The 25,742-nt window shown below is 71.0% G+C and carries 25 protein-coding genes; 16 read left to right on the top strand and 9 right to left on the bottom strand.

Annotated features, from left to right (window positions below):
- The first annotated feature begins 77 nt into the window (after positions 1-77).
- The 3 genes from hmgA (at position 78) to ABZS61_RS04820 (ending at position 3,524) form a co-directional block, all read left to right on the top strand.
- A complete protein-coding gene (gene hmgA, locus ABZS61_RS04810) occupies positions 78-1,397 on the top strand; it encodes a homogentisate 1,2-dioxygenase (RefSeq protein WP_356416127.1) in 1,320 nt (439 codons plus the stop codon).
- Between the two features lie 43 nt (positions 1,398-1,440).
- Positions 1,441-2,217: a GntR family transcriptional regulator gene (locus ABZS61_RS04815; protein WP_356416130.1), complete on the top strand. Its 777-nt coding sequence runs from the start codon at positions 1,441-1,443 to the stop codon at positions 2,215-2,217.
- A gap of 65 nt (positions 2,218-2,282) precedes the next feature.
- Positions 2,283-3,524, top strand: coding sequence for a type ISP restriction/modification enzyme (locus ABZS61_RS04820; RefSeq protein WP_356416133.1), 1,242 nt, complete (start codon positions 2,283-2,285; stop codon positions 3,522-3,524).
- Between the two features lie 46 nt (positions 3,525-3,570).
- On the opposite strand, the gene ABZS61_RS04825 is transcribed toward ABZS61_RS04820, so the two are convergent.
- Complete coding sequence (locus tag ABZS61_RS04825) at positions 3,571-4,281, bottom strand: TetR/AcrR family transcriptional regulator C-terminal domain-containing protein (RefSeq protein ID WP_356416136.1); 711 nt, start codon at positions 4,279-4,281, stop codon at positions 3,571-3,573.
- 63 nt (positions 4,282-4,344) lie between these two features.
- Here ABZS61_RS04825 and ABZS61_RS04830 point away from each other — a divergent pair, with 63 nt between their 5' ends.
- The 3 genes from ABZS61_RS04830 to ABZS61_RS04840 all read left to right on the top strand — a co-directional run bounded on the left by ABZS61_RS04830 (position 4,345) and on the right by ABZS61_RS04840 (position 7,441).
- Entirely contained in the window at positions 4,345-5,313 is a 969-nt protein-coding gene (locus ABZS61_RS04830; protein ID WP_356416139.1) for an ATP-binding cassette domain-containing protein, read from the top strand.
- On the top strand, positions 5,310-6,140 hold the full coding sequence (locus ABZS61_RS04835) for an ABC transporter permease (RefSeq protein ID WP_356416142.1): 831 nt from the start codon (positions 5,310-5,312) through the stop codon (positions 6,138-6,140). The genes ABZS61_RS04830 and ABZS61_RS04835 overlap by 4 nt, the downstream gene beginning before the upstream one ends.
- A gap of 71 nt (positions 6,141-6,211) precedes the next feature.
- A complete protein-coding gene (locus ABZS61_RS04840; protein WP_356416145.1) occupies positions 6,212-7,441 on the top strand; it encodes a CaiB/BaiF CoA-transferase family protein in 1,230 nt (409 codons plus the stop codon).
- A 12-nt stretch (positions 7,442-7,453) separates the two neighbouring features.
- Here ABZS61_RS04840 and ABZS61_RS04845 read toward each other — a convergent pair whose 3' ends face one another.
- Complete coding sequence (locus tag ABZS61_RS04845; RefSeq protein ID WP_329212691.1) at positions 7,454-7,717, bottom strand: hypothetical protein; 264 nt, start codon at positions 7,715-7,717, stop codon at positions 7,454-7,456.
- Positions 7,718-7,930: 213 nt separating this feature from the next.
- Entirely contained in the window at positions 7,931-8,740 is an 810-nt protein-coding gene (locus tag ABZS61_RS04850; RefSeq protein WP_356416149.1) for an SGNH/GDSL hydrolase family protein, read from the bottom strand.
- 89 nt (positions 8,741-8,829) lie between these two features.
- Here ABZS61_RS04850 and ABZS61_RS04855 point away from each other — a divergent pair, with 89 nt between their 5' ends.
- The 5 genes from ABZS61_RS04855 to ABZS61_RS04875 all read left to right on the top strand — a co-directional run bounded on the left by ABZS61_RS04855 (position 8,830) and on the right by ABZS61_RS04875 (position 13,750).
- Entirely contained in the window at positions 8,830-9,333 is a 504-nt protein-coding gene (locus tag ABZS61_RS04855) for a hypothetical protein (RefSeq protein WP_356416152.1), read from the top strand.
- Between the two features lie 408 nt (positions 9,334-9,741).
- Positions 9,742-10,512 carry a glycosyltransferase family 2 protein gene (locus ABZS61_RS04860; protein ID WP_356416417.1) on the top strand — a complete coding sequence of 257 codons (771 nt, stop codon included), beginning with the start codon at positions 9,742-9,744 and terminating at the stop codon, positions 10,510-10,512.
- Complete coding sequence (locus ABZS61_RS04865) at positions 10,509-11,555, top strand: glycosyltransferase family 2 protein (protein ID WP_356416155.1); 1,047 nt, start codon at positions 10,509-10,511, stop codon at positions 11,553-11,555. The genes ABZS61_RS04860 and ABZS61_RS04865 overlap by 4 nt, the downstream gene beginning before the upstream one ends.
- Before the next feature lie 20 nt (positions 11,556-11,575).
- A complete protein-coding gene (locus ABZS61_RS04870; RefSeq protein WP_356416420.1) occupies positions 11,576-12,424 on the top strand; it encodes a polysaccharide deacetylase family protein in 849 nt (282 codons plus the stop codon).
- A 222-nt stretch (positions 12,425-12,646) separates the two neighbouring features.
- The gene (locus tag ABZS61_RS04875) at positions 12,647-13,750 is read left to right on the top strand and encodes a DUF5925 domain-containing protein (RefSeq protein ID WP_356416157.1); all 1,104 of its coding nucleotides are present in this window, start codon (positions 12,647-12,649) and stop codon (positions 13,748-13,750) included.
- Positions 13,751-13,778: 28 nt separating this feature from the next.
- Here the strand turns inward: ABZS61_RS04875 and ABZS61_RS04880 are convergent, their stop codons facing one another.
- Positions 13,779-14,153: a GntR family transcriptional regulator gene (locus tag ABZS61_RS04880; RefSeq protein WP_356416159.1), complete on the bottom strand. Its 375-nt coding sequence runs from the start codon at positions 14,151-14,153 to the stop codon at positions 13,779-13,781.
- 112 nt (positions 14,154-14,265) lie between these two features.
- Between ABZS61_RS04880 and ABZS61_RS04885 the strand changes: the two genes are divergently transcribed.
- Both ABZS61_RS04885 and ABZS61_RS04890 read left to right on the top strand, forming a co-directional pair.
- Positions 14,266-15,186 (top strand): GNAT family N-acetyltransferase, encoded by a 921-nt coding sequence (locus ABZS61_RS04885; RefSeq protein ID WP_356416161.1) that lies wholly within the window; start codon positions 14,266-14,268, stop codon positions 15,184-15,186.
- Entirely contained in the window at positions 15,167-15,661 is a 495-nt protein-coding gene (locus tag ABZS61_RS04890) for a DUF402 domain-containing protein (protein WP_356416164.1), read from the top strand. Before ABZS61_RS04885 ends, ABZS61_RS04890 begins: the two co-directional genes overlap by 20 nt.
- Before the next feature lie 258 nt (positions 15,662-15,919).
- On the opposite strand, the gene ABZS61_RS04895 is transcribed toward ABZS61_RS04890, so the two are convergent.
- The 4 genes from ABZS61_RS04895 to ABZS61_RS04910 are packed head-to-tail and all read right to left on the bottom strand — an operon-like array spanning position 15,920 to position 20,445.
- Positions 15,920-17,398, bottom strand: a complete 1,479-nt coding sequence (locus tag ABZS61_RS04895; protein WP_356416167.1) for a trifunctional class I SAM-dependent methyltransferase/NUDIX hydrolase/VOC family protein — start codon at positions 17,396-17,398, stop codon at positions 15,920-15,922.
- Positions 17,399-17,434: 36 nt separating this feature from the next.
- Positions 17,435-18,943, bottom strand: a complete 1,509-nt coding sequence (locus tag ABZS61_RS04900; RefSeq protein ID WP_356416170.1) for a tripartite tricarboxylate transporter permease — start codon at positions 18,941-18,943, stop codon at positions 17,435-17,437.
- A 3-nt stretch (positions 18,944-18,946) separates the two neighbouring features.
- Entirely contained in the window at positions 18,947-19,465 is a 519-nt protein-coding gene (locus ABZS61_RS04905; protein ID WP_356416172.1) for a tripartite tricarboxylate transporter TctB family protein, read from the bottom strand.
- Entirely contained in the window at positions 19,462-20,445 is a 984-nt protein-coding gene (locus ABZS61_RS04910) for a tripartite tricarboxylate transporter substrate-binding protein (RefSeq protein WP_356416423.1), read from the bottom strand. The genes ABZS61_RS04905 and ABZS61_RS04910 overlap by 4 nt, the downstream gene beginning before the upstream one ends.
- Positions 20,446-20,578: 133 nt before the next feature.
- On the opposite strand from ABZS61_RS04910, the gene ABZS61_RS04915 reads away from it, so the two are divergent.
- The gene (locus tag ABZS61_RS04915; protein ID WP_356416175.1) at positions 20,579-21,277 is read left to right on the top strand and encodes a response regulator; all 699 of its coding nucleotides are present in this window, start codon (positions 20,579-20,581) and stop codon (positions 21,275-21,277) included.
- A gap of 124 nt (positions 21,278-21,401) precedes the next feature.
- Positions 21,402-22,976 (top strand): alkaline phosphatase D family protein, encoded by a 1,575-nt coding sequence (locus ABZS61_RS04920; protein ID WP_356416178.1) that lies wholly within the window; start codon positions 21,402-21,404, stop codon positions 22,974-22,976.
- 96 nt (positions 22,977-23,072) lie between these two features.
- Here the strand turns inward: ABZS61_RS04920 and ABZS61_RS04925 are convergent, their stop codons facing one another.
- Positions 23,073-24,242, bottom strand: coding sequence for a right-handed parallel beta-helix repeat-containing protein (locus tag ABZS61_RS04925; RefSeq protein ID WP_356416180.1), 1,170 nt, complete (start codon positions 24,240-24,242; stop codon positions 23,073-23,075).
- A 423-nt stretch (positions 24,243-24,665) separates the two neighbouring features.
- On the opposite strand from ABZS61_RS04925, the gene ABZS61_RS04930 reads away from it, so the two are divergent.
- Positions 24,666-25,691, top strand: a complete 1,026-nt coding sequence (locus tag ABZS61_RS04930; protein ID WP_356416182.1) for a lytic polysaccharide monooxygenase — start codon at positions 24,666-24,668, stop codon at positions 25,689-25,691.
- The last annotated feature ends 51 nt before the right edge of the window (positions 25,692-25,742 follow it).

Here is a 25,742-nt window from a genome sequence, read left to right on the forward strand (position 1 = left end):
GGCGTTTCCATTCCTACGGTTGCCCATAGGATTCTTCGTCAGGGGATCCATGGGATTCCTTCCGACGGGAGCGCATGATGAGTGGGACCGAACAGGCCAGGAAGACGGCGGAGACTCTCACCTACAGCGCCGGTTTCGGCAACGAGCACGGCTCGGAGGCCATCCCGGGAGCGCTACCGCACGGCCGGAACTCACCGCAGCGCGCACCGCTCGGGCTGTACGCGGAGCAGCTGAGCGGCTCGGCCTTCACCGAACCCCGCGCGCACAACCGCCGCTCCTGGCTCTACCGGATCCGCCCCTCGGCGGCCCATCCCCCGTTCGTCCGCGTCGACAACGGCGCGCTGCGCACAGCTCCCTTCGCCGAAGCGGTTGCCGATCCCAACCGGCTGCGCTGGGACCCGCTCCCCGAGCCCGCGCCGGGTACGGACTTCCTGGCCGGTCTTTGGACGCTGGGCGGCAACGGCGACGCGACGCAGCGCACCGGCATGGCCATCCACCTCTACAGCGCGAACTCCTCCATGACGGACCGGGTGTTCAGCGACTCCGACGGTGAGCTCCTGATCGTGCCCGAGCGCGGCGGTCTCCTGATCCGTACCGAACTGGGGCTGCTGCGCGCCGAACCCGGCCATGTGGCGCTCGTCCCGCGCGGTGTCCGCTTCCGTGTCGAGCTCCTGGACGCCACCGCCCGCGGGTACGTCTGCGAGAACTACGGGCAGCCGTTCGTCCTGCCCGACCTGGGCCCGATCGGCGCCAACGGCCTGGCAGCCGCGCGGGACTTCCTGGCGCCCGTCGCGGCGTTCGAGGACCGTGAGGGACCGGTCGAGGTCGTCAACAAGTTCTGCGGGAACCTCTGGTCGGCGACGTACGACCACTCCCCGCTCGACGTCGTCGCCTGGCACGGCAACCACACCCCGTACGTCTACGACCTGCGCCGCTTCAACGTCCTCGGCACCATCAGCTTCGACCACCCGGATCCGTCGATCTTCACCGTCCTGACCTCGCCGTCCGACACCCCGGGGCTGGCCGGAGTCGACTTCGTCGTCTTCGCCCCGCGCTGGCTGGTCGGCGAGGACACCTTCCGCCCGCCGTACTTCCACCGCAACGTGATGAGCGAGTACATGGGACTCATCGAGGGCGCGTACGACGCGAAGGCGGGCGGTTTCGTGCCCGGCGGCGGCTCGCTCCACAACATGATGTCGGCGCACGGACCGGACCGTGAGACCTTCGACCGGGCGAGCTCCGCGGAGCTGAAGCCGCAGAAGATCGATGACGGGCTGGCGTTCATGTTCGAGACCCGCTGGCCGGTCACGGCGACCGCGCAGGCCGCTGCCGCGGACCATCTGCAGCACGGGTACGACGACGTGTGGCAGGGTCTGAGCCGCAACTTCCGGCCGTGAACCCCCGAAGCCGGCCACTGTCCAGAGAGTCCAGGTGAACCGGATGAACCAGGTGAACGAGGTGAATCCCACCCCGGCCTTCGCCCCCGACTCCCTCGTGCTGAACCGGAAGCTGCCCTTGTGGTACCAGGTCTCGCAGTCGCTGCGGGCCTCGATACTGGGCCGGCCCCAGGACGCCTCGCCGCGCCTGCCCACCGAGGAGCAGCTCGCCGCGCACTACGGCGTCAGCGTCCTGACCATGCGCCAGGCGCTCAAGGAGCTGGAGACGGAGGGCCTGATCAGCAGGCACCGCAGGCGCGGCACGTTCATCGAGCCGCGCGCCCGGCGGGTGTCGCCGGTCCGGCTGCTGGGTTCGATCGACGCCATCGTCGCCCAGCAGTCGGGTGAGCGGACCACCGTCCTCGGCCATGGGACCACCCCCGTGCCGGGCGATCTCGCCGAGTTCTTCCCCGACTGCTCCGAGCTGGTCGACTACCGGCGGCTGCGCTGCGACGACGGGACGGGCGAGCCCACCAACTGGGCGGAGAACGCGGTGCGTCCCGACATCGCGGCCAGGATCGACGTGGCCGATCTCGAGCGGTGGCCGATGACGAAGGTGCTGCGCGACGCCGTCGGCGTGCGGATCTCCCGGATCACGGACACGGTCGAGGCCCGTCTCGCCGACCCGGCGACGGCGGAGCTGCTGCAGGTCCCGCTGCTCAGCCCGATCCTGCACTACACGGGCGTGACGTACGACGACGACGGGCGGGTGGTGGACGTGGCGCGGATCCGGTACCGGGGGGACCGCTTCTCCTTCTCCGTGACGGTGGAAGCGCACTGACCGCCCCGGCCGGCCGCCGTTACGATGCCCTGGGCGGCGGACGTGGCGACGGGGAGGACGACACGGTGGCAGCACGGGTGGCGGCCGGAGCCGGCGGGGCCGAGGGGATCCCGTTTCTCGACGACCTCATGCCCTGGTCGGTGCGGCCCCTGAGAACGGGGCGCCCCTGGGTGACCGCGCCGGACGCGGCCTCCCTCAGGGCCCGTTGGGATCTGCTGGTGCGGGCCGAGGGCGCCGAGCAGGAACGGCTGTTCCGGTCCAGCCGCTCGCGCAGCCCCCTGGCCCCGGCCGCGGCGCTGCCGGGCCGCACCACCGCGACGGGCCGGTTCGCCCGGGACCCGGGCCCGTATCCCGCACCGGTACGGATCCTGCACGGCCCCTTCGACGAGCAGTGGCTGATCCCCGACCAGCGGCTGCTCGACGCGGCACGCCCCGAGCTGTGGCGGGTCGCCGACGCGCACCAGGTCTTCGCCGTCGAGCACGGATACGTACCGCAGGACACCGGGCCCGCCCTGTCCGTGACGGCGCTGCTGCCCGACGGACACTCCCCCGCAGGCCGCCCGGGCCGGATACGGCCGCTCTACCGGCGCCCCGGCGGCCGGGAGCCCAATCTCGCGCCGGGGCTGCCCGGTCTGCTGGGCGCCCGGTACGGGGCCCCGGTCGACCCGGAGTCCGTCCTTGCCTGGACCCTTGCCGCCGCCCGCCCCTCACCTGCCGGATGTCTCGTGCCGCTGCCCGCCGACGGCACCCTGTGGGCCGAGGGTGTGGAGCTCGGCCGGGAGCTGCTGCGCCTGCAGCTGCGCGGGGCGCGCGGCGGGCAGCGTCCCCGACTGCCGGGCGGGCGCCGGCCCTATGTGCGGGCCGCGATACCGCCCCGGCCGTCCGTGCTGCGCTACGACCCCGAGGACGAGGTGCTCACGCTCGGCGAGGGGCCCGACGAAGGGCGTGTCTCCCCCGTTCCGGCCGGGGCGTGGGAGTACCGGGTGTGTGGCGCCCGGATGCTGGAACTCTGGTTCGAGCGCCGCACGGCCCGGGACGGGCGGGAGGGCCTGGAGGCGCTGCGGCCGCGCCACTGGCCGCAGGAGTGGACGTCCGAGCTGCTCGAACTGATCACCCTCCTCGCTCTGCTGGGTGAACTGCGGTCCGCTCAGGAGGAGTTGTGGAAACGGCTGGCTACCGAGCCCGCGGTCACCCGCGACGCGCTGCGGGCGGCCGGGGTGGTACCGGCTCCCGCGACGGCTCGGCGGCCCGCCTCGGTCCTCGACCACCACGAGGAGGGCCCGGACGGGCAGTTCGCGCTGCTGTGACCGCCTGCGGCCGTCCATTACTGCTCGAACGAGTCCAGGCGGTCCACTACCGCTCGAACGAGTCCAGCACCCGGCCCAGCGCCCGGTCGAAGACGCCCTCCAGATCGATCGGCCCGGAGTCCTCGGCGAACCCTGCTGCCAGGCGCGGGTACTTGCCGGTCGCGATCTGGCTGATCAGGTAGTTGGTGCGGGCCGCGTGCTCCTGCTCCTCGGTCCAGGGCAGCGAGCGGCTGCGTTCGGCCGTGGCGATCTCGTTGGCCGTGTAGGTGGTGACCACCCCGTTGACCATGGCGATGAGTTCCATCTTCTCGCCGAACCGGGCATCGAGCCCGTCCAGGATGCTCAGCGCGTACTCCATGTAGGCCAGCACGTTCGGGCTGAATCCGTAGACCGGTGACATGAGACGCGGCACCCAGGTGTGGCGGTGCATCATCGCGCGGGCCTGGCGTGCGAGCGCCATCATGTCGGCGCGCCAGTCGCCGGACGGTTTCTCCGGCAGGTCGTAGCCACCGCTGACCACGTCGAGCATCAGCTCGTACAGGTCCTCCTTGCGCGGCACGTAGTTGTAGAGCGACATCGTGCCGCAGCCCAGCTCCGCGGCCACCTTGCGCATCGACACCGCGTCCAGGCCCTCGGCGTCGGCGATGCGCACGGCGGCTGCCGCGATGTCCGCACGACTGAAAGCGGGCTTGGGCCCGCGGCCCGCCCGCTCGGGGCGCGCCCAGATCACTTCGGGTACAGGGGGTCGCCCCGCCATCGGTCATCACCTCGCTCACCATCGTAGTTACGTACACCGTACGTAGTGCGCTACGGTAGGCCTATGACAACTACGTACGGTGTACTTAGTGAAGGTCTGGAGAAGCACTACGGAGACGTCCACGCCCTGCGCGGGCTCGACCTCGCCGTCGCCGAGGGCTCCGTCTGCGGTGTGCTGGGGCCGAACGGCGCGGGTAAGAGCACCGCCGTCCGGCTGCTCACCACGCTGACGAGCCCGGACGGCGGCAGCGCGCGGGTCGCGGGCCACGACGTGGTCCGCGAGGCCGCCGCCGTACGCGCGGCCATCGGGGTCACCGGGCAGAGCACCTCGATCGACGGCGAGCTCTCCGGGCGGCAGAACCTCCGCCTCTTCGCGCGGCTGCTCCGCCTCCGGGGCCCCGCGGGCCGCTCGCGCGCCGACGAGCTCCTCGAACGCTTCGGGCTGACCGAGGCCGCCGACCGCCCCGCCCGCACCTACTCGGGCGGCATGCGCCGCCGCCTCGACCTCGCCGCCGGCCTCCTCACCCGCCCGCAGGTGCTCTTCCTCGACGAGCCGACGACCGGACTCGACCCGCACAGCCGCAACCAGATCTGGGAGGCGGTACGCGAACTGGCAGGGCGCGGCACCACCGTGCTGCTGACCACGCAGTACCTGGAGGAGGCCGACCGGCTCGCCGACGACATCGTGCTGATCGACCGGGGCCGGGCCGCCCACCGGGGCACCCCGGCCGAGCTCAAATCCCTCATCGGCAGCTACGCGCAGGTCGTCGTCGCACACGAGTCGGCGCTCGGGGCCGCGGCAGCCGTGCTCGACCAGCTGACCGGCGCCGAACCGACGCTCGACCACGAGCACCGCACCATCGGCGTCGTCGCATCCGACGCCACCCTCACGCTGCCGCGCATCGTCCGCGAACTCGACGCCGCGGGCGTCCCGGTGATCGATGCGAGCCTGCGCCCGCCCACCCTCGACGAGGCCTTCCTCCGACTGACCGACCGCGGCGACGTCCGCGCACCGAAGGAGACGGCAGCATGAGCACCACGACCCCGGTCCGCGAGCGGACCCCGGCGCCCGCCCTCACGGGCTCCCTGGCGGCCGACGGCCTGGCGATGGTGGGCCGCCATCTGCAGAAGATCAGAGCCGCGCCCGGTGTACTGATCCTGACCCAGACCATGCCGATCACGATGCTGCTGTTCTTCGGCTACGTGTTCGGCAGCGCGCTGGCGGTCCCGGGGCAGGAGTACCGCTCCTTCCTGGTACCCGGCCTCCTCGCCGCGACAGCGGCCAACGGCCTCATGACGGGAATGTTCCAGGCGGCCCAGGACTGCGACCGCGGGGTGATGGACCGCTTCCGTACGCTGCCGATGAGCCGGGCCGCCGTACCGCTCGGCTCCACCGGCGCCGAGGTGCTGACCACGGCCGTCGGCATGATCCCGCTGATGCTCGTCGGACTCGCGGCGGGCTGGCGGATCGAGGGCGGCCCGGCCGCCGCGCTCGGGGCGTACGGGCTGCTGCTGCTGTTCCGGTTCGCCACGTCCTGGGTGGGCTACTGGCTGGGCCTGCTCATCCGCGACGAGGAGGCGGCGGGGCAGCTGGGCAGTGCCACCTTCATCCTGCCGCTGCTCTCCAGCGCGTACATCCCGACGGACGACATGCCGGGCTGGCTGCGCACCGTCGCCGAGTGGAACCCGATCAGCGCCCTCGCCTCGGCCACCCGCGAACTCTTCGGCAACTCCGCCCCGGCCGAAGGCGCCGCCTGGCCGGTCGCGCACCCGGTGGCGGGCACGCTGGCCTGGGCGGCCGTCCTGCTCGCCGTGTTCGTCCCGCTGACCGTGCGCCGGTACGCACGCGGCACGGACTGAACCACGAACGCCCGCGGGCGGGGGCGGACGGGATGACGGAAGTGCTGCGTACAGGGTGGGTACGGTTGCCCATGAGCACTCAGCCACTCCCCCTGGACGGCATCACCGTGGTCGCGGTCGAGCAGGCCGTCGCCGCCCCCTTCGCCACCCGCCAGCTCACCGACCTCGGTGCCAGGGTCATCAAGATCGAGCGCCCCGACGGAGGGGACTTCGCCCGCGGCTACGACACCGCGGCGCGCGGACTCTCCTCCCACTTCGTCTGGTGCAACCGCGGCAAGGAGTCCGTCGCGATCGATCTCAAGGACCCCCGCGGGCTGGCCGTGGTGCGCCGCCTCATGGCGGACGCCGATGTGTTCGTCCAGAACCTGGCGCAGGGAGCGGCCGCACGGCTCGGGCTGGACGCCGCCGCCCTCTGTGCCGCCCACCCGCGCCTGGTGGCCGTGGACATCTCCGGCTACGGCGCCGAGGGGCCGTACGCGCACAAGCGCGCCTACGACATGCTCGTCCAGTGCGAGGCCGGCCTCGTGTCCGTCACGGGAACCCCGGGGCAGCAGGTGAAGGCGGGCATTCCCGCCGCCGATATCGCGGCCGGGATGTACGCCTTCTCCGGTGTGCTCGCGGCACTGCTGCGACGCGCCACCACAGGACGCGGCGGTCCGGTGGAGATCTCGATGCTGGACTCGCTGGCCGAGTGGATGGGGCATCCGCTGCACTACGGGATGCACGGGGGTGAGACCCCGGCGCGTACGGGGCTCGCGCACGCGGCCATCACCCCGTACGACGCGTACCGCACCGCGGACGGGGAACAGGTGCTGCTCTCCGTCCAGAACGACCGGGAGTGGCGCCGCCTCGCCGAACAGGTGCTGCACCGACCGGAGCTCGCGGACGATCCGGCCTTCGCGACGAACACCGCCCGGACGGCGAACCGGGAGCGGACCGACGCGGTGGTGGGACAGGCACTCGCGCGGCTGACCGGCACGGAGGCGCTCGCCGGGCTGGACACGGCGGGCATCGCCTGCGCACGGCTGAACACCGTCGCGGACGTGGCGGCCCATCCTCAGCTGGCCGCACGGGACCGGTGGCGGGAAGTGGCCTCACCGGTCGGCGCGTTGCGCACGCTGCTGCCGCCGATCACACTGCCGGGCGGGGCGGGGACGCCGATGGGTGCCGTACCGGCGCTGGGTGAACACACCGACGCAACGCTGCGGGCCCTGGGGATGACGGACGAGCAGACAGCAGCACTGCGCCGGGACGGAGTGATCGTGGGCACGGCCCTGAGCGGTGGGCCGGACCGGTCGTGACAGGCCGTCGGGTCAGCGGCGGCTGCCGAAGAGCGAGCGGCGCAGTCGCCGCAGCGGCGCGAAGAGCGAGACACGCGCGCTCCTGCTCCTGCGGGTGTGCGCGGCGTCGCGCGAGGTGAGCTCGAGCATCAGCAGCGTCGCTTCCGCGGACTCACGCTGCGGAACGGCGGGGCCGCCCAGCACTGCGAGATGGCGGTCGAGGCGCGAACTGGTCGCACTGCTCCCACATGTAATGGCAGGCACACGCGCCCTGCTGCGTACCGTTATCTGTTCCATGTCACTCCCCACCCGTACGAGGGCACCCGGCCCGGGCAGGTTAACCCTATCGTCCCGCGATGACACTCGCGTATCCCGGTTACAGGATTACGTACATGTATACGGAGGTTGACGGGGGGTCACCGAATTCCGCGGAGGGAGGAGACCCGCAGGTCGGGGCCTCCTCCTCCGGCGGTCGGCCGGGCCGGCCGCGCTGCGCGGCTACGGGCGGTGTCAGGCCGCCGAGTTGAAGACCGGCAGGTAGCCGCCCGACTGCCCGGCGGCGGTGGGGTGGTAGGACTCGCCGATGTTGAGCCAGTTCACACTGTGCAGCCAGGCACTGCCCGAGCAGATCTCGTGGTTGGTGAAGGTGGACGTGACGTCACCGAAGGTGAAGCCGTGGTCGGCGGCCCGCTTGGCGGTGGCCGCGTTGAGGTAGTCGGCCGCACTGTTGATGGCGGTGCGTTCCTTCTCGCTGAGACCTGCGAGGCAGCTGCCGCCGAGCTTGTAGAAGCGGGGATAGCCGAGGACGACGACACGGGCGGCGGGCGCCTTGGCACTGATCGCCGAGTACACCGAGTCGAGCCGGCCCGGCAGGGTCGAGTCGACGAAGGAACGGGCGGTGGCGATCCGGCTCAGGCAGGTGGACTCGGACTGCAGGACGCAGGTGGTCATGACGTCGGCGAAGCCCGCGTCGTTGCCCCCGATGGAGATCGAGACGAGGTCGGTCGAGGAGTTGACGGGGCCGAGCTGACCGGCCGTGACATCGGCCGTACGCGCTCCCGAGCACGCGGTGAAGGAGAACGAGGCGGGCGCGTTGGCGGCGGCCCAGAGAGCAGGGTAGGCCCGGGTGCTGCGCTTACAGTTGCCGCTCGCGCTGTCGTAACTGCCGGCGCCCACGCCGGAGGAGTACGAGTCGCCGAGAGCCACGTAGTCGACCGCGGCTGCGGATTCTTCGGCGTTGGCGACACCGGCCCCTGTCAGAGCGAGAACGGTGCCGAGCAGGAGAGAGGACGAGAACGCCACGAGTCTGGACATTTTCATGGAACCTCCTTGGGCAGGATCTCTGCCTACTCCGTGGTAGCAGTCATGGCCGCAATTCCGGAAGTGTCCATGCCAAGACCATTCAGCAAGTGCTTCTTGACGCCCTCCTGGCGTTACGTCACATTGAAGTCCGGCATCCGGCGCGCTGGGGGGCAAAGTCGCCAATGCGGATCATCAGTGGTGAGACAGGGTCAGTTCGGACAGATGTGCTGCCTCTGGCGGCAGGTGTCGCTGTGGCGGTCGCGGGGGCGGGCGCCGCGCTGGCACTCACCCACTTCGGCTCACCACTGCGCGCCCCTTTCGCGCTCTTTCACCTCTTCGCAACCCCGGCCGCCGCGCTCTCCGCGTGGCTGCCCGGCATGGACCGCACGGGCCGGCTGGTCTTCTCGGTCTCGGGGTCCCTCGCCGTCAATCTGCTGACGGCGCAGGCGCTGACCGCGCTGGACAGCAGGTCAGCGCGGAATTCCGTTCTGATCATTTCCGTAGCGGCGCTGATCATTTTCCTGTCCGCCCGGATTCCGAGGACGCGGAAAGATCCGAGGACGCGGAAAGACCGGAGCAATAGGAAGTCCCAATTCCGCACGCGGGCGTGACAGTCAGGCAATAATCCGGAAAAAGCGAGACCTCGGGGGAGATCCTGCCATATAGTTCCACTCGTTAATACCGTCGTACATCCACCCGCAACGGTCCATCACGCAAGGCGGCTCCAGGGGAGGGCTCAGGCAGCCGCGATGGATACCGGGCGGGACGCGGTAGGGGGGTGCCGCGCCCAGCGGCCGTACTCAGTCGAGGCGGCCGCCGTGCGGCCAGTTGTGCCAGCTCATCCAGCCAGCTCGGAGTGCCATGCCGTCATGGCCGGGGTGAGAACCCCCCTTTCGAACCGGACCTCAGACCGGACTGCCCGGGGGCGGGCCGTCCACCGGACGAGAGGGAAAAGACTCATGAGTTCAGTTCTGCCTGCCTCGATCAGATCGGCCACCGAAGAGACCGAAGTCGCTCGAATGGAGAGCGAATACAGACCGATCTCTTCCCATCTCGCGATAGCGCCGCCGGTAAGTGTCGTGATCCCCGCCATGAACGAGGCGGAAAATCTTCCCTATGTGTTCAAGACCCTGCCCGACTGGATTCATGAAGTCGTGCTCGTCGACGGGAATTCCACCGACGACACGATCAGGGTGGCCCGTGAACTGCGCCCTGACGTCGTGGTCGTCAAGCAGGTCGGCAAGGGCAAGGGCGACGCCCTGATCAGCGGCTTCGCCGCCTGCACCGGTGAGATCATCGTGATGGTCGACGCAGACGGTTCCGCGGACGGCGAAGAGATCGTCAGCTACGTCTCGGCCCTGGTCGGTGGCGCCGACTTCGCCAAGGGCTCCCGCTTCGCCAACGGGGGCGGCACGGACGACATGACGCCGGTTCGCAAGTTCGGCAACCGGGCGCTGTGCACCGTCGTCAACCGCAAGTTCGGGGCCCGCTACACCGACCTCTGCTACGGCTACAACGCCTTCTGGAAGCACTGCCTGGACAGGATCACCCTGGACTGCACGGGCTTCGAGATCGAGACGCTGATGAACATCCGGGTGGTCAAGGCCGGACTCAGGGTCCAGGAGGTCCCGAGTCACGAGTACAACCGGATCCACGGCGTCAGCAACCTCAGTGCCGTGCGCGACGGGATCCGGGTGCTCAAGGTGATCCTCAGGGAGAAGCGCGTGCGCCGAGGCGGGCGCCGTGCGGCCGCCGTGCCCGCGGTCATCGGCCGGGGACAGGTGCTGTGAACCTGCGCGACTTCTCCGTGGTCGTCTGTGTGTACACCGAGGACCGCTGGGAGGACATCCTCGCGGCCGTCGACTCGGTACGCGCACAGTCCCTGCCGGCCCGGGAGGTCCTGCTGGTGGTGGACCACAACCCGGCGCTGCTGGAGCGGCTGGGCAAGGAGTACGGGCGGCCGGGGCGGTCCGGGGCGGTGCGGGTGCTCGCGAACGCGGGCCCCCGCGGCCTCTCGGCCGGCCGCAACACCGGCATCGCCGCGGCCCGCGGGGAGATCGTCGCGTTCCTCGACGACGACGCCGTGGCCGAGGAGGACTGGCTGCGCCACTTCGACAAGGGGTACGACGATCCGCGGGTGATGGCCGTCGGCGGGCGGACCGTGCCCGCCTGGTCGTCGGGCCGCAGACCTGCCTGGTTTCCCGAGGAGTTCGACTGGGTCGTCGGGTGTACGTACAGAGGGCTGCCGCCCGGCACGGTCCGGGTCCGCAACGTCCTCGGGGGCAACGCGTCGTTCCGGCGCACCGCGTTCGACGCCGCGGGCGGCTTCGCCACCGGCATCGGGCGGGACGGCGACAAGCGTCCGCTGGGCGGCGAGGAGACGGAGCTCTGCATCCGGCTGGCCCGCGCGCTGCCCCGCGCGGTCCTGCTGATCGACGACCGCGCGGTGATCCACCACAAGGTCCCCGCGGTACGGGAGCGGTTCCGCTACTTCCGTACCCGCTGCTACGCCGAGGGACTCTCCAAGGCACTCGTGTCCCGGAGCGTCGGTGCGGGCAAGGGGCTCGAGTCCGAGCGCCGCTACACCACCCGGGTGCTTCCCGCCGGGGTGGTGCGGGGTGTGCGGGACGCGTTGCTCGGCCGGTCCGGAGGCGCCGGCCGAGCGGGCGCCGTCGTGGCCGGGGTGCTGGCCGCCGCGGGTGGCTACGCCGTGGGCATCGTCCGGTCCCGGGGCAACGGGGCGGCGTTCTCCGTACCGGCCGTCGACCGGCGGCGCCCGGACGCGGAGGACGCCGGGGCACCGGGCCCGGACGAGCGGGGTGAGCCGTCGTGACCGTCGCCGTACCGATCCTCATGTACCACGCGGTGGGGCACCGTCCGGCCGCCGCCGCGTACGGACTCTCCGTGTCGCCCGGCGCGTTCCGGGCGCAGATGGAGATCCTCGCCGGGCGCGGCTTCACCCCGCTCACCACGGCGGCACTCGGCGAGGGCTGGCGCTGCGGGCGGCCCCTGCCGTCCCGGCCCGTGCTGATCACCTTCGACGACGGCTACGAGGGGGTGCACCGGCATGCCCTGCCGGTGCTCGCCGAACACGGTTTCGCCGCCACCGTCTTCGTCTCCACCGGCTGGCTGCGCGGTGCGTACGACGAGGGCGGCGCCCCGGACACCATGCTCGACTGGGGCCAGGTACGGGAACTCGCGGCGGCGGGTGTGGAGATCGGGGGCCACAGTCACACCCATCCCCAGCTCGACCAGCTCGACGACGCGCGGCTGCGGGCCGAGACCGTGCGCTGCCGGGAGATCATCGCCGGTGAACTGGGCGGGCGCCCGGCCTCCTTCGCCTATCCCTACGGCTACTCCAGCCGCCGGGTGCGGCAGGCGGTGAGGGCGGCGGGCTTCGCCCAGTCACTCGCCGTGGGAAACGCCCTGGCACACCGCCGTCAGGGGCCTTACGCCCTGGAACGGATGACGGTCCGCCGCAGCACCGGTACCGCCGAGTTCGCACGACTGGTCGAGGGCAGGGCGGTCGCCCGCACCTTCGCCGTGGACCGGACGCTCACGAAGGGCTTCGCGGTCGTACGCGGCGTGCGCCGGGCGCGCCGCCGGTTCGGCGGCTCCGTGGCTTCCTCGGGAGGTGCTTCGGGAGCTTCTTCGGGAGGTGCTTCGGGAGCTTCTTCGGGAGGTGCTTCGGGACCGGCCTGATCCAAGGGCAGCCGGACTCACCGGACGGGCGCCGTTGCCCGTCCGGTGAGTCCGGCTGTCCGCTCCTGGCACGGCCCACGGGCACCCGTCGCCGCTCTCCGGCACCGTCGGCACAGGCGCGCGCCGCGCTGACCTCGGGGGAAGGCCACGCGGGAATGCCGTGCTCCCCGGCCGGGAGCAGCTCATGAAACCTGGGTGCACGGGGTGCCGCCGTGCCGGATCATGGGCGCCATGTCTGCCAACCCTGAGTCCGCTCTGCCGATCCGGCTCACCGTCGACGACAGCGATTCGCCGTCCGACGTCGTCGATGCGCTGTTCCTCGGGCGCTTCGCGACGGGCGAACAGCCGTACTCGCACAGTTCCTCCCTCGATCGTGTGAAGTCGGGGGCGACCCTGCTGCCTCCGGCGGCCAAGGTCCTGCGGGCCGCCCGGGACGCCGACCGCAGTGCCACGCTCGCCGAGGGCGACGGGTGGACCCTGCTGATCTCGCGGTGGAACCGGGGCGCCGACGTGACGGTCACGGCCACCAGCCCCGAGCTGGCGGAGAAGGTGCTGGAGCAGGCGACGGACGGTGCGAAGGACGAACCGGAACCTCAGCCCGAGAACGTGACGATGGGGTTCTGGTACGTGTCCCCGCGTCGCGGCCCGCACCGCACCACCCGGCAGATCGCCGCCGGGACGTGGGACGAGGTCCGCACCAACTACACCGCTCCGGTGGCCGATGCCATGGACCGGCTGATGAAGATCACTCCGGACGACATCTCCGGCCGGCTGCTCCTGCTGCACGGGCCCCCGGGCACCGGCAAGACCTCGGCGCTGCGCACACTGGCCCGGTCGTGGCGCGACTGGTGCCAGGTCGACTGCGTGCTGGATCCGGAGCGCCTCTTCAACGACGTCGGCTATCTGATGGACATCGCGATCGGTGAGGACGACGGCTCGGCGAAGGGCCGGTGGCGCCTGCTGCTCCTGGAGGACTGCGACGAGCTGATCCGCGGCGAGGCCAAGCACACGGCGGGCCAGGCGCTCTCCCGGCTGCTGAACCTGACGGACGGTCTGCTGGGCCAGGGACGCAACGTCCTGGTGGGGGTGACGACCAACGAGGACCTGGAGCGGCTGCACCCCGCGGTCGTCAGGCCGGGCCGCTGCCTGGCCCGGATCGAGGTGGGCTCCCTGACCCGGGCCGAGTCGGTGTCCTGGCTGGGTACGGAGGAGGGCCTGGGCCGGGAGGGTGCCACGCTCGCCGAGCTGTACTCGCTGCGGCGCGGCAGCGTTCCCCCCTCCGTGCCGAAGCAGGACGCGAGGGCGGACGAGGGCCTGTACCTCTGAACGCCGCCGCGTCTCCGGGTCCTCGGGTTCACTGCCCGTAGGCAGCCCGCACGGCGTCCTCGGCCAGCGAGAGTGCCTCGGCCCGCGACAGGCCGAGGCGCCGGGCCCGGTCGGCGTACTCCTGAGCCGCCGTCGCAGCCTTCTGAGCGGCCGCGTCACCCGCGGCGGCGATGAACGTGCCGTTACGGCCGCGGGTCTCGATCACTCCGTCGGTCTCCAGCGCCCGGTAGGCCTTGGCGACGGTGTTGGCGGCGAGGCCCAGTTCCTCGGCGAGGCCGCGTACGGTCGGCAGCCGGTAGCCGACGGGAAGGGCGCCGGACCTGGCCTGCTCGGACAGCTGGGTGCGCAGCTGCTCGTACGGGGCGGTGGCGGAGTCCGGATCAATGGCGATCGTCAGGGTCACGGGCCGATTCTCCCGCACCGGCCGCCCGCCGCCGGCAACCAGGTGATCCGGTCCGGGCTGCCGCCGGAAATTCGGAGGCGGGGTGCCCCGGTCTCCGCGTACCGTCCGGCCCATGACGGTGATCGTTCGTGACTTCCGGCCCGCCGACGCGGAGGCCTGGGTGCAGGTGCGGCGTGCGGCCCTGCCCTACATGGTGACGACTCCGGAGCAGGTCCTGCGTGACCTGGCCGACGCCCATCCCGACAAGCACTTCCGGCTGCTGGTCGCCGAGGAGGACGGCGAGCTGATCGGGACCGCGCAGGTGGGTATCGCCTATGAGACCCCCGAACCGGGGCAGGGGTTCTGCAATCCGTACACCCGTCCGGACAGGGTGGGGCGCGGGGCGGGTTCGCTCCTGGTGCGGACCGCCGAGGAGTATCTGGCCGGCGTCGGTGCGGTCGCCGTCCACACGTGGGTGCTCGACACCCCGGCCGACCGCGCGTTCGCCGAGAAGCGCGGCTATGTGGCGAGCCGTCCGGCCCACTTCCTCCATCTCGATCTGGCGAACAGCGCACTGCCGCCGCTCCGGAAGGCCCCGGCAGGCGTGGAGTTGCTCACCGCCGCGGACTTCGAGGACGATCCACGCCCGCTGTTCGAGGCGGACGCCGAGACGACCGCGGACGAGCCGAGCGATACCCCGTCCGAACTCACCGACTACGAGGGCTGGCTGACGACGACCTGGCGCCGGCCCGGCTTCGACCACGGGCTCACTTCGGTCGTGGTGGCGGACGGCGAGGTCGCGGCCTTCAGCGTGGCGGAGACCGACGGTCTGACGCGCTACTGGTCGGGCATGACCGGCACCCGGCGCGCCTTCCGCGGCCGGGGTCTGGCGAAGCTCGCGAAGAACGACTCGCTGCACCGGGCGCGGGCCGCCGGGTACACGGACGCGTACACCGGCAACGACGCCGGGAACGGCCCGATGCTGGCGATCAACACATGGTTCGGCTACGAGATCTGCGCCACGGAGGTACGGCATGTCCACCGTCTCACCTGAGAACGCCCTGTTCGTCACCCTGGTCAAGGCGGGCAGCACCAAGATCCGGTACCCGGCGGACCTCGTCCGTGACGACAGCACCCGCATCACGGTCCGGGCCCCCTGGGCGGCGCCGCACACCCGGGACTTCGGCTTCGTACGGTTCGAGCCGGGCGACGTCTTCACCGAGCACTACTGGCGCGACCGGTGGTTCGCGGTGAAGGAGGTCCGCACCGGCGGCGGGGAGCTCAAGGGCTGGTACTGCGACATCACGAGGCCCGCCGTCCTGCGGGACGCCGAACTCCTGGTCGAGGACCTGGATCTCGACCTGTGGGTGTCGGCGGACGGCTCGTCCGTGCTGCGGCTGGACGAGGACGAGTTCGAGGAGAGCGGCCTGGCCGACCGGGACCCGGTGGCGGCCGAGGCGGCCGTACGGGCACTGGACGAGCTGGAACAGCTGGCCCGGGCGGGGGGCCTGACCGGGCTGCTGGCCTGATTCCGGTTCAGGACCTCGGGCCGACGCCACCGCGCTGCTCACCTCGCGCTCCTCCTGGGTGCCGCCCGCCCCGCTGGTCCAAGGGGCGGTTGTAGAGGCGTTGTTCACCATGAGCGTGTGTCGCCGCCACTACCGGGTCCCACGGCATCCACCGCGGGTGTGCACGTTCAGCCCCGTTGTACGCGACCGGTCCGGTCCAGGAAATGGATCGTCCTGCGCCGGGCTTCCCCCGCCCTCAGCAGTCGTCCCGTGAGTCCCTCAGCCGACGACCAGTTCGACCTCGTACCCCGCGGCGTTCTCCAGATACGCCGCGTAGTGCCCGCTGCCGCCCGCATACGGATGACGGTCCGGGAAAAGGAGCCGCCAGCCGTGCCCGGGTGCGCGTGCCACCATCGCGTCGAGCGTGGCACGGTCCCGGACGTGGAAGGCCAGGTGGTTCAGGCCGGGGCGCAGCCTGTCGTGCGTGTCGCCGGCCAGGTCGGGTGACTGCGCGACCACCACGTAGCTCCCGCCGCGCCGCCAGCTGAGGCCCTGCGCCCAGCGCTGGTACGGGACATGGCCCAGCTCGCCCAGCAGCCAGCCCCACTCCGCCTCGGCCGCCGCCAGGTCGGGCACCCACAGCTCGATGTGGTGGACGCGGCCGGTGGGGGCGGCGGAGACCGGCAGGGGAACCGCGCGCCGCACCGCGTCCGGCGCGTACGCGATCGGGTCGCCGTCCTCGTGCCAGTGGACCAGGAAGCGCTCCTCGGCCAGGTACCCGTCGAGGCCGGCACGGCAGTACGCCACCATGTCGTCCGGCAGCGAGTCCAGCGGGTACCAGCCGAGCTCCGAGCACTTCTCCGGCTCGGCGTTGCGAGGCGGCCTGGACGGGTCGTACTCCGCCTCGAAGAACCAGCCCATCCTGGGACTGCCGCCGGGCCCCCGGTGCTGCATGACCAGGGCCACCCGCAGCTCGTCCGGATCCAGTACGACGCCGATCTCCTCGGCCGTCTCCCTGATCACCGCCTCCCGGACGTCCTCGCCGTCCTCCGCGTGGCCGGAGGGGGCGTGGAGCAGTCCGTCGGCGTAGCCCGTGCCGGCCCGCCGGGCGAGCAGTACATCGGGTCCGCGGCGCAGGATCAGATGGACGTCGACGACCTCCGTGTGCCGGTGTGCCGGTTCGGCGCGGGCCACCACGGCGTACCGTTCGTCGTCGACCTCCCTGCCCCAGAGCCGGGCATCGCCGGAGAGGGGCTCGTGGTGGATGCGCTCCGTGTGCGGGGCGAGCAGTCCGGTGAGGCGGGCCGCGGAGAGTCCCACGCCGCCCCACACCCCTTCGATCAGCACCAGCCGCCCGCCCGGCTTCAGCAGCGTGAACCAGTGGTGCAGGGCGGCTGCGGGGTCGGGCAGCAGCCACACCATGTGCCGGGCCAGGATCACGTCGAACCGCTGCTTGCCGACGGGAGGTTGCCCCGCGTCGCCGACGAGCACCCCGGTGCCGGTCCCGGCGAGCTTGGCCCGTGCCTGCTCGGCCATCCGCGGCGAGCGGTCGACGGCGGTGACCCGATGCCCCTGCCCTGCGACGAGGAGCGCCAGGCTTCCGGTGCCGCATCCGAGATCGAGCACCTCGGAGCGCGCCGTGGGCAGCCAGCTCTCGAGCCGCTGCGCCCAGGCGTGGCGTATCGCGGGATCGAGGAGCCCGTGGTCGGGCTCCTCGTCGAACGAGTCGGCGGCGGCGTCCCAGTCGATCGTGGTCATACCCGCAATCCTCTCAGCCGCCTCCGCCGGCACCCGCTACTTCCGCGCCGCCCGGCGCCTCGTCAGCAGCCCCGTCACCGGCTTCCCCACCAGCGGCCACACCAGGATGAGCAGGACGATCGCGTACACCGTCACGGAGAACGGGGTGTTGACCAGACCGGTGGCGCTGCCGTCGCTGATCTGCAGTGCGCGGCGCAACTGCTGTTCGGCGGCCGGGCCGAGGATGACGGCGAGGATCGCGGGGAGCACCGGCAGTCCGTACCTCCGCATTCCGAAGCCGATCAGCCCGATCGCCAGCAGGATCACCAGGTCGGCCGCCTCGCCGCCGACCGCGTAGGCGCCGACGGCGGCGAAGAACAGGATGCCCGCGTAGAGGTAGGGACGCGGGATCCGCAGCAGCTTGGCCCACAGGGGTGCCAGCGGCAGGTTGAGTGCGAGCAGCAGCACCATGCCGACGAAGAGCGAGGCGATCAGGCCCCAGACCAGGTCGGGTTCACGCTCGAACAGCAGCGGTCCCGGCTGGATTCCGTACTGCTGGAAGGCGGCCAGCATCACCGCTGCGACCGCGGTGGTGGGCAGACCGAGGGTGAGCATGGAGACGAGAGTCCCGGCGGCGGAGGCGGATGCCGCCGACTCCGGGCCGGCGACGCCCTCGATGGCGCCCTTGCCGAACTGGTCGCGGTGCTTGGAGAGCCGCTTCTCCGTGACGTACGAGAGGAAGGTGGGTATCTCCGCACCGCCCGCAGGGATCGCGCCGAACGGGAACCCGATGAGGGGCCCGCGCAGCCAGGACTTCCAGGTGCGCCGGACGTCCTCCTTCCCGAGCCAGGGGCGTCCGACGGGGATCGGCTTCCCGGTGGAGCGGCGCAGATGGGCGGCGACCCAGAGGGCCTCGCCGATGGCGAAGAGCCCGACCGCGACGATCACCACGTCGATGCCGTCGGCCAGTTGGAGCGAGCCGAAGGTGAGCCGCTGCTGGCCGGTCATCTGGTCCAGGCCGACGAGGCCGATGGTGAGACCGATGAGGAGGGAGGCCAGGCCGCGGATCCGGGAGGAGCCGAGGACGGAGGTGACGGCGATGAAGGCCAGCACCATGATGGCGAAGTAGTCCGGGGCACCGATGTCGACGGCGAGCGAGGCGACGGTCGGGGCGAGGAGGACCAGCAGGATCGTGCCGATCATGCCGCCGCTGAAGTGGCCGATGGCGGCGGCTGCGAGTGCCTGTGCGCCGCGTCCGGCCTTGGCCATGGGGTTGCCTTCGATCGCGGCGACGACCGCCGCGCTCTCCCCGGGGGTGTTGAGGAGGATCGAGGTGGTGGAGCCGCCGAACATCGCGCCGTAGTAGATCCCGGCGAACATGATGAACGCGCCGGTCGGTTCGAGTCCGTACGTGACCGGCAGCAGCAGCGCCACGGCCATGGCGGGACCGATGCCGGGGAGCACACCGATCGCCGTGCCGAGCAGGACGCCGACGGCGGCCCAGAGCAGGTTGACCGGCGTGAGCGCCGTGCCGAAGCCGTCGATGAGGGAGTTGAGGGAATCCATCGGTCAGAGCACCCCCATCAGCGGGCCGCCCGGAAGGGGTACCCCGAGCAGGTTGTCGAAGACGAAGTAGGTCACGAGCGAGAGCCCCGCCGCGATCAGCGGATCGCGGTCGTAGTGGCGGCTGCCGAGCGCGTATGCGGAGCCCCAGAAGAGCAGGGCGCCGGAGATGGGGAACCCGAGCGGGTCGATGAGGACGGCGAAGGCGAGGAAGACGCCGGTGAGCAGGGCGACGGTGCGCCGGTCGGCCGGTTCGGCGAGATCGACGTCCTCACCGCCTTCGGCTTCACCGCGACCGCCGCGAAGGACGTCGACGGCGAGGAGCACGGCGACCACGAGCAGGCCGGTCCCGACGACGACCGGGACGGTCCTGGGGCCGACGGGCCCGCGCTGGGTGATGTCCACGTCCATGGTGAGGGCGTCGGTGAGGACGAGGACGCCCAGCACGAGCAGCAGGACGCAGACACCGAGCTCGGAGTGCTCGCGCAGCCAGGAGCGTGCGGTGGTGGGAGAGGGGGTCGTCACAGTCCCAGCTCCTTCAGCACGGTGGCGACGCGGTCGTCCTGGGCCTCCAGGAATTCACCGAAGGCGTCTCCGGTGAGGAACGCGTCGTCCCAGCCGTTCTTCTTCATGGAGTCCTGCCACTGCTTCGAGTCGTGCAGTTCCCGCAGGAGTGCGACGAGCTTGTCGCGTTCGGCGTCGGAGAGGCCCGGCGGGGCGACGATGCCGCGCCAGTTGGTGAAGTCGGTGTCCAGCCCCGCCTCGCGGAGGGTGGGCGCGTCGAGTCCCGGTACCCGCTTCGGGCCGGTCACGGCGAGCAGCCGCAGTTCGCCGGCCTTGATCTGGTCGAGGTACTCGCCGACCCCGGAGACGCCGAAGCCGACCTTGTTGCCGAGGATCGAGGCGAGCAGTTCGCCTCCGCCGTCGAAGGGGATGTAGTTGACCTGCTTGGGTGCTATCCCGGCGGCCTTCGCCATCAGCATGGGCGCCAGATGGTCGGGCCCGCCGGGCGAGGAGCCGCCGCCGACGGGGATCTTCCCCGGGTCCTTCTTCCAGGCGGTGATCAGCTGGTCGATGGTCTTGTACGGGGAGTCCTTGGCGACGACGACGATGTCCTGCTCCTCGGTGAGCCGGGCGATCGGGGTGGTGTCGGCCAGGGTCTTGGGCGACTTGTTGGTGTGGACGGCGCCCACGACGCCGAGACCCATGGACATGGCGAGCTTGCCGTTGCCGTGTTCGCCGGCCAGCCGGGTCACCCCGACGGTGCCGCCCGCGCCGGGCAGGTTGAACACCTCGATGCCGTGGGTGAGGCCGGCGTCCTCGGCGTTCTTGGCGGCGGTGCGCGCCGTGATGTCGTAACCGCCGCCGGGAGTGTTGGGAACCATGAAGCGCAGTCCGGGAATCTGCGTACCGGTGTCGGAGCCGCTGCCCGTGGAGAGCAGCGGTGGCCCCACGACCACCAGCAGGGCCGCCCCGAACAGGGCGAGTGGAGTGCGCAATCGCACCGGGTGCCGCCTTTCGAGCCATGCGTGGACGAGTGTGAAGTGGCCCACATGCTGCCCGGGCGTCGACCAGCTGTCGCCGTTCCGGAACCAATGGACGTTGTGGTCGTTGTGGTCGCGACCTACGGTGTCGGGCGTGACGAGAGTGCTGGTGGTGGACGACGACTTCATGGTCGCGAAGCTGCACAGCCGCTATGTGTCCGCGATGGACGGTTTTACGGTCGTCGGCGTGGCCCACAGCGGCGCCGAGGCCCTGCGCGCGGCCCGTCGGCTGCGGCCCGACCTGGTCCTGCTCGATATTTATCTGCCCGATATGGACGGGATCAACGTGCTGCGGGAGCTGCGCGCGGCGGAGGAGCGGACCGCGGACGTCCACAGCGCGGACGCGCTGTTCATCACGGCGGCCCGCGATGCGGGAGTGGTCAGGGCGGCTCTGAGGGCGGGTGCACTGCATTACTTGATCAAGCCGTTCCACCGCTCGGCGCTGCAGGAGCAGTTGCAGCACGTGGCGGCGCTGCGCAATCGCCTGAACGCACTCGACGCGTCCCGTCAGGAAGCCCGCCAGGAGGACGTGGACCGCATCTTCGGCACCCGCCCCCCGGGTTCGCGCGAACTCCCCAAAGGCCTCGCGGGGCACACGGCGGACCTGGTGGAGCGCATTCTGCGGGACCACCCGGCGGGCCTGTCGGCCTCCGAGTGCGCGGAGGCGGGCGCCCTGTCCCGCGTCAGCGCGCGCCGGTACCTCGAGTACTTCGCGGAGACGGGGCGGGCCGAGGTGTCGTTGCGGTACGGGGGTACGGGGCGGCCGGAGCGGCGCTACCGGGCGGTGTCCTGAGCCGCTCGACGTATAGGTGTCCTGTTCACGTATCGCTCGGCCCCCGGCCATACGTTGCGCGTGAGCATGACATCAACTCCCGGCAGCGTGTCCGAGGTTGGCGCAGATCAACCGAGGAGGACCCGTGGTCGCGATGTCCGTGTCCCGTAGGCAGATGTTCGGATTCGGCGGGGCCGCAGCCGCCGCGCTGATGCTCGGGACGGGGGCGTGGGACGCGCAGTCCGCGTTCGCCGCGCCCGCCCTGAAGGGTGACCCGTTCACCCTGGGTGTCGCCTCGGGCGACCCCACGTCGGACGGGGTCGTGCTCTGGACGCGCCTCGCTCCCGACCCGTTCGCCCAGGACGGCCTGGGCGGTATGCCGACGACTCCCGTCCGCGTCGGGTACGAGGTGGCGCTCGACGAGCGGTTCCGCCGGGTCGTACGCCGCGGCAGCGTGGTCGCGACTCCGGAACTGGCGCACTCCGTCCACCCCGAGGTGAACGGCCTCGCCCCCGACCGCGTGTACTGGTTCCGCTTCCGGGCCGGCACCGCCGTCTCCCCCGTCGGACGTACGCGCACCGCCCCCGCGCCCCGGGACTCCCCGCGCAGCCTGAAGTTCGCCTTCGCGTCCTGCCAGGCGTGGCAGGACGGCTACTTCACGGCGTACCACCACATGGCGCAGGAGGACCTGGACCTGGTGGTGCACCTCGGTGACTACCTGTACGAGTCCGGCGTCAGGACGAACAAGCGCGGCGTGACCACCGACCCCAGGTTCCACACGGAGACCCTCGACCTGGCGCGCTACCGGCTGCAGTACGGCCTCTACAAGTCCGAGGCTCCGCTGCGCGAGGCGCACGCCAACTTCCCGTGGATCATGACCTTCGACGACCACGAGGTGGAGAACAACTGGGCGGACGAGGTCTCCGAGAACAACGAGAACCCCGAGACCTTCCTGAAGCGCCGGGCCGACGCGTTCCAGGCCCTGTACGAACACGCGCCGCTGCGCTCGACCCAGCTGCCGAACGGCCCCGACGTACAGATGTACCGCAGGCTCTCCTACGGGCGGCTCGCCGACTTCACCATGCTCGACACCCGCCAGTACCGTGACGACCAGCCGTGCGGCGACGGCACGTCCGCGGACTGCGCCGAGCGCTTCGACCCGGCCCGGACCCTGCTCGGTGCCCGGCAGCGGGACTGGGTCCTCAAGGGCTTCAGCCGCTCGTCCGCCCGCTGGCAGATCCTCGGCAACCAGGCCCCGATGGGCCAGACCGACCAGGACCCGGGTCCCGGCACGACGGTCTGGATGGACCCGTGGGACGGCTATGTCACCGAGCGCAACCGGCTGCTGGCCGAGGCCGGCACCCGCGGGGTGCGCAATCTGGTCGTCATCACGGGCGACCGGCACCAGAACTACGCGTGGGACCTGAAGCGCGACTACGCCGATCCGGCCTCGGCGACCGTCGGTTCGGAGTTCGTGGGCACCTCGGTCACGAGCGGCGGCGACGGCGCGGACATGACCGCTCAGGGCGAGACGTTCCTGGCGGCGAACCCGCACATGAAGTTCTTCAACAGCCAACGCGGCTACGTCCGGGTCACGGTGGACCGTGAGCGCTGGACGAGCGACTTCCGCGTCCTGCCCTTCGTGACGAAGCCGGACGCGCCGATCAGTACGCGTGCGAGCGTGGTCGTGGAGGACAAGGTGCCCGGCGTCCAGATCTGACGGTCAGTCATGCCTGTTGATGCACAGTCCCGTTACGGCACCTTTGGGGCCCGGCCGGCCCGTCCGACGCGACAGGACGGACCGGCCGGGAGTCGGTTACGGCGTCACGGACTCTCCGCCGAAGGTCACGGCGAGGCTGCCGTCCGTGGCGAACGACCAGTCCAGGGCGCCCGCGTAGCCGGAGCACCGGGACCCGTTCGTGCCGGTCCAGAACTGGTTCGAACCGTCCACGTCGCCGATGGTCCTGTCGTTGGTCCCGCTGCCGCTGCGGCAGGACACGTTGTCCCGGAACACCGAAGTGCCGCCGTCGAACTGGAAGTTGCGCTCGGCGTTGTCGATGCTGACGTTGCCCGACACCGACATGTGCCCGGGGTTGCTGTTGTAGGTGAACCCGTGCTTGCCGTTGTCGTAGGCGATGCTGCGCCGGACGACATGGTCGACCTCGATGTCGTCGCCGCCGAGCTTGTAGCCGTTCCGGTCACCGTTCGAGTCCTGGCTGCCGTCGCTGAGGGTGCCGTTGCTGTAGGCGAGGGAGTCCTCGATGGTCACCACGCCGATCGGCCCCGTCTCCGACTTGGTGTAGAGGTCCCAGCCGTCGTCGATGTTGTTGTGGGACACGGCGTAGCGGAAGACGTTTCCGGGACCGACCGTGAGCTTCGCGGCGAAGCCGTCGGCGTCCTCACCGTCGGAGTCCGCGTTGTCGTGCGACTCCGCGCTCAGGATGAGGTTGTTGGACGGCCACTCGTCACTGGGGGTGGTGGACAGGATCCGTGAGAGCTGCAGCCCGGTGTCGCGGTTGAACCGCGTCACGGTGCGTTCGATGATGTTGTTGCTGCCTCCGACGAAGATCCCGTTGTCACCGGCATGCTCGACGACGATTCCGTTGACGTGCCAGAACGACCCGTTCACAGCGAGCCCGCGGTTCGTCGTCTCCTCACTCATGGCCGAGAAGTTCAGCACCGGGGTCTCGCCCGGGTAGGCGGACAGTTCCGTGCGATCGCTCGAGGTGCCGTCGTTGCCCTGCGGGATGGTGACGGTCTGCGCGTAGTTGTAGGTCCCACCGCGCAGGTGGACCGTCCCGCCGGGAGTGACGCGGCTGATGGCGGAGGCGAGCGTCGTGGGGTCCGACTCGGTTCCGGCAGCACTTTCGGTGCCGTCGGGCGACACGTACAGCTCGGTGCCCGCGGCGTGCACCGCGTTGCCGGACAGCGCGACAAGCATGCCGGCCAGCAGGCTGACGCATGCGATGACTGGTCTCAGTTGCATCGTGTCTCCAGGTTGGGTCGACTCGTCCGACCATGGGGGGAGGGAGGAGAGCGCCTGACGAAAGCGCTTTCTACTGACGCTAGAGTGTTTGCCGTGAACGCGTCAACGGTCTCGTCCTTGATTATTATTCATGAACGTGAACACCGATTTCGATCCGGGCAACGTGGCGCCCTCACCGCTCCCCCACCCCGAACCACCTCGCCCGCCCGCTTCCTGAGGCCTCGCTTAGCGGTCCCTTAAGCCCGCCATAACGATGGCCACCTGCGGCTTTCCACGGCTCGATCCGCCCTGAACGGCGGCTAGTTTGCTGATCACCGGTACGGGGTCCGTTCCGTCGGTGCGGCATTCGTACGGGGGGCCGCACCGGCGTTCGGCCCTGTGCCGTCCCCTCACAGACGCGCCCGTCGAAGGAGAACCGCCACCATGGCCGCCATCAAGACCGCTCGCCGCAGGCTCGCCCCGATCGTCGCGCTCGGCATCGCTCCGCTCGCGCTGACCGGACTCTCCGCCGCCCCGGCGGCCGCCCACGGTTCGCTGACCGACCCGGTGAGCCGGGTCTCGGCCTGTTTCGCGGAGGGGCCGGAGAGCCCGAAGTCCGCCGCATGCCAGGCGGCGGTCGCGGCAGGTGGCACCCAGGCCCTGTACGACTGGAACGGGGTGAACATCGCCAACGCGGCGGGCAAGCACCGTGAGCTGATCCCGGACGGCAAGCTGTGCAGCGCGGGCAACGACAAGTTCAAGGGGCTCGACCTGCCGCGCGCGGACTGGCCGTCCACCCCGATGAAGGCGGGCAGCCACACCTTCCGGTTCCGGGCGACCGCGCCGCACAAGGGTTCCTTCGAGCTGTACCTCACCAAGGCCGGCTACGACCCCTCGCAGCCGCTGAAGTGGTCGGACCTCCAGGAGAAGCCGTTCGCCGAGGCGACCGACCCGAAGCTGGAGAACGGGTCGTACGTCTTCGACGGCACCGTGCCGCAGGCCTCGGGGCGGCAGTTGGTCTACACCGTCTGGCAGCGTTCGGACTCCCCCGAGGCGTTCTACGCCTGCTCCGACGTGGTCTTCGGCGGTGAGGGAACCGGCAGCGGTTCCGTTGCCGCCGTCCCGGCCCCGGCCGCCTCCGCACCGTCCGACGCGGACATCGACAAGGGCGCCGACAAGTCGTCCGTGGAGCACAACGGGCACGGTGACAGCGACGCCGCGACGGGCGCGAAGGTCACCGAGGCGGCCCCGGCCGACGGGGGCGAGGGCGGGGACGAGGCCAACGCTCCTGAGCCGAACAGTGCCGCCGCCGCTCCGGCCGGCACCGCGGACGAAGCTCTCGCCGAGACCGGTGGCAGCAGCAGCACCACGTACCTGGCGATCGGCGGAGCCGCCGCGCTGGCGATCGGCGCGAGCGCCCTGTTCGCCTCGGTCCGCCGCCGGGCAGCCACCGGCTCCCACCGCGCCTGACCACTCACGACCGGGTCCCCACGCGGCCGCACCGCGTGGGGACCCGGCCCG

Origin of the sequence: Streptomyces sp. NPDC005566 (assembly GCF_040605575.1) — a bacterium.
Taxonomy (GTDB): Bacteria; Actinomycetota; Actinomycetes; order Streptomycetales; family Streptomycetaceae; genus Streptomyces.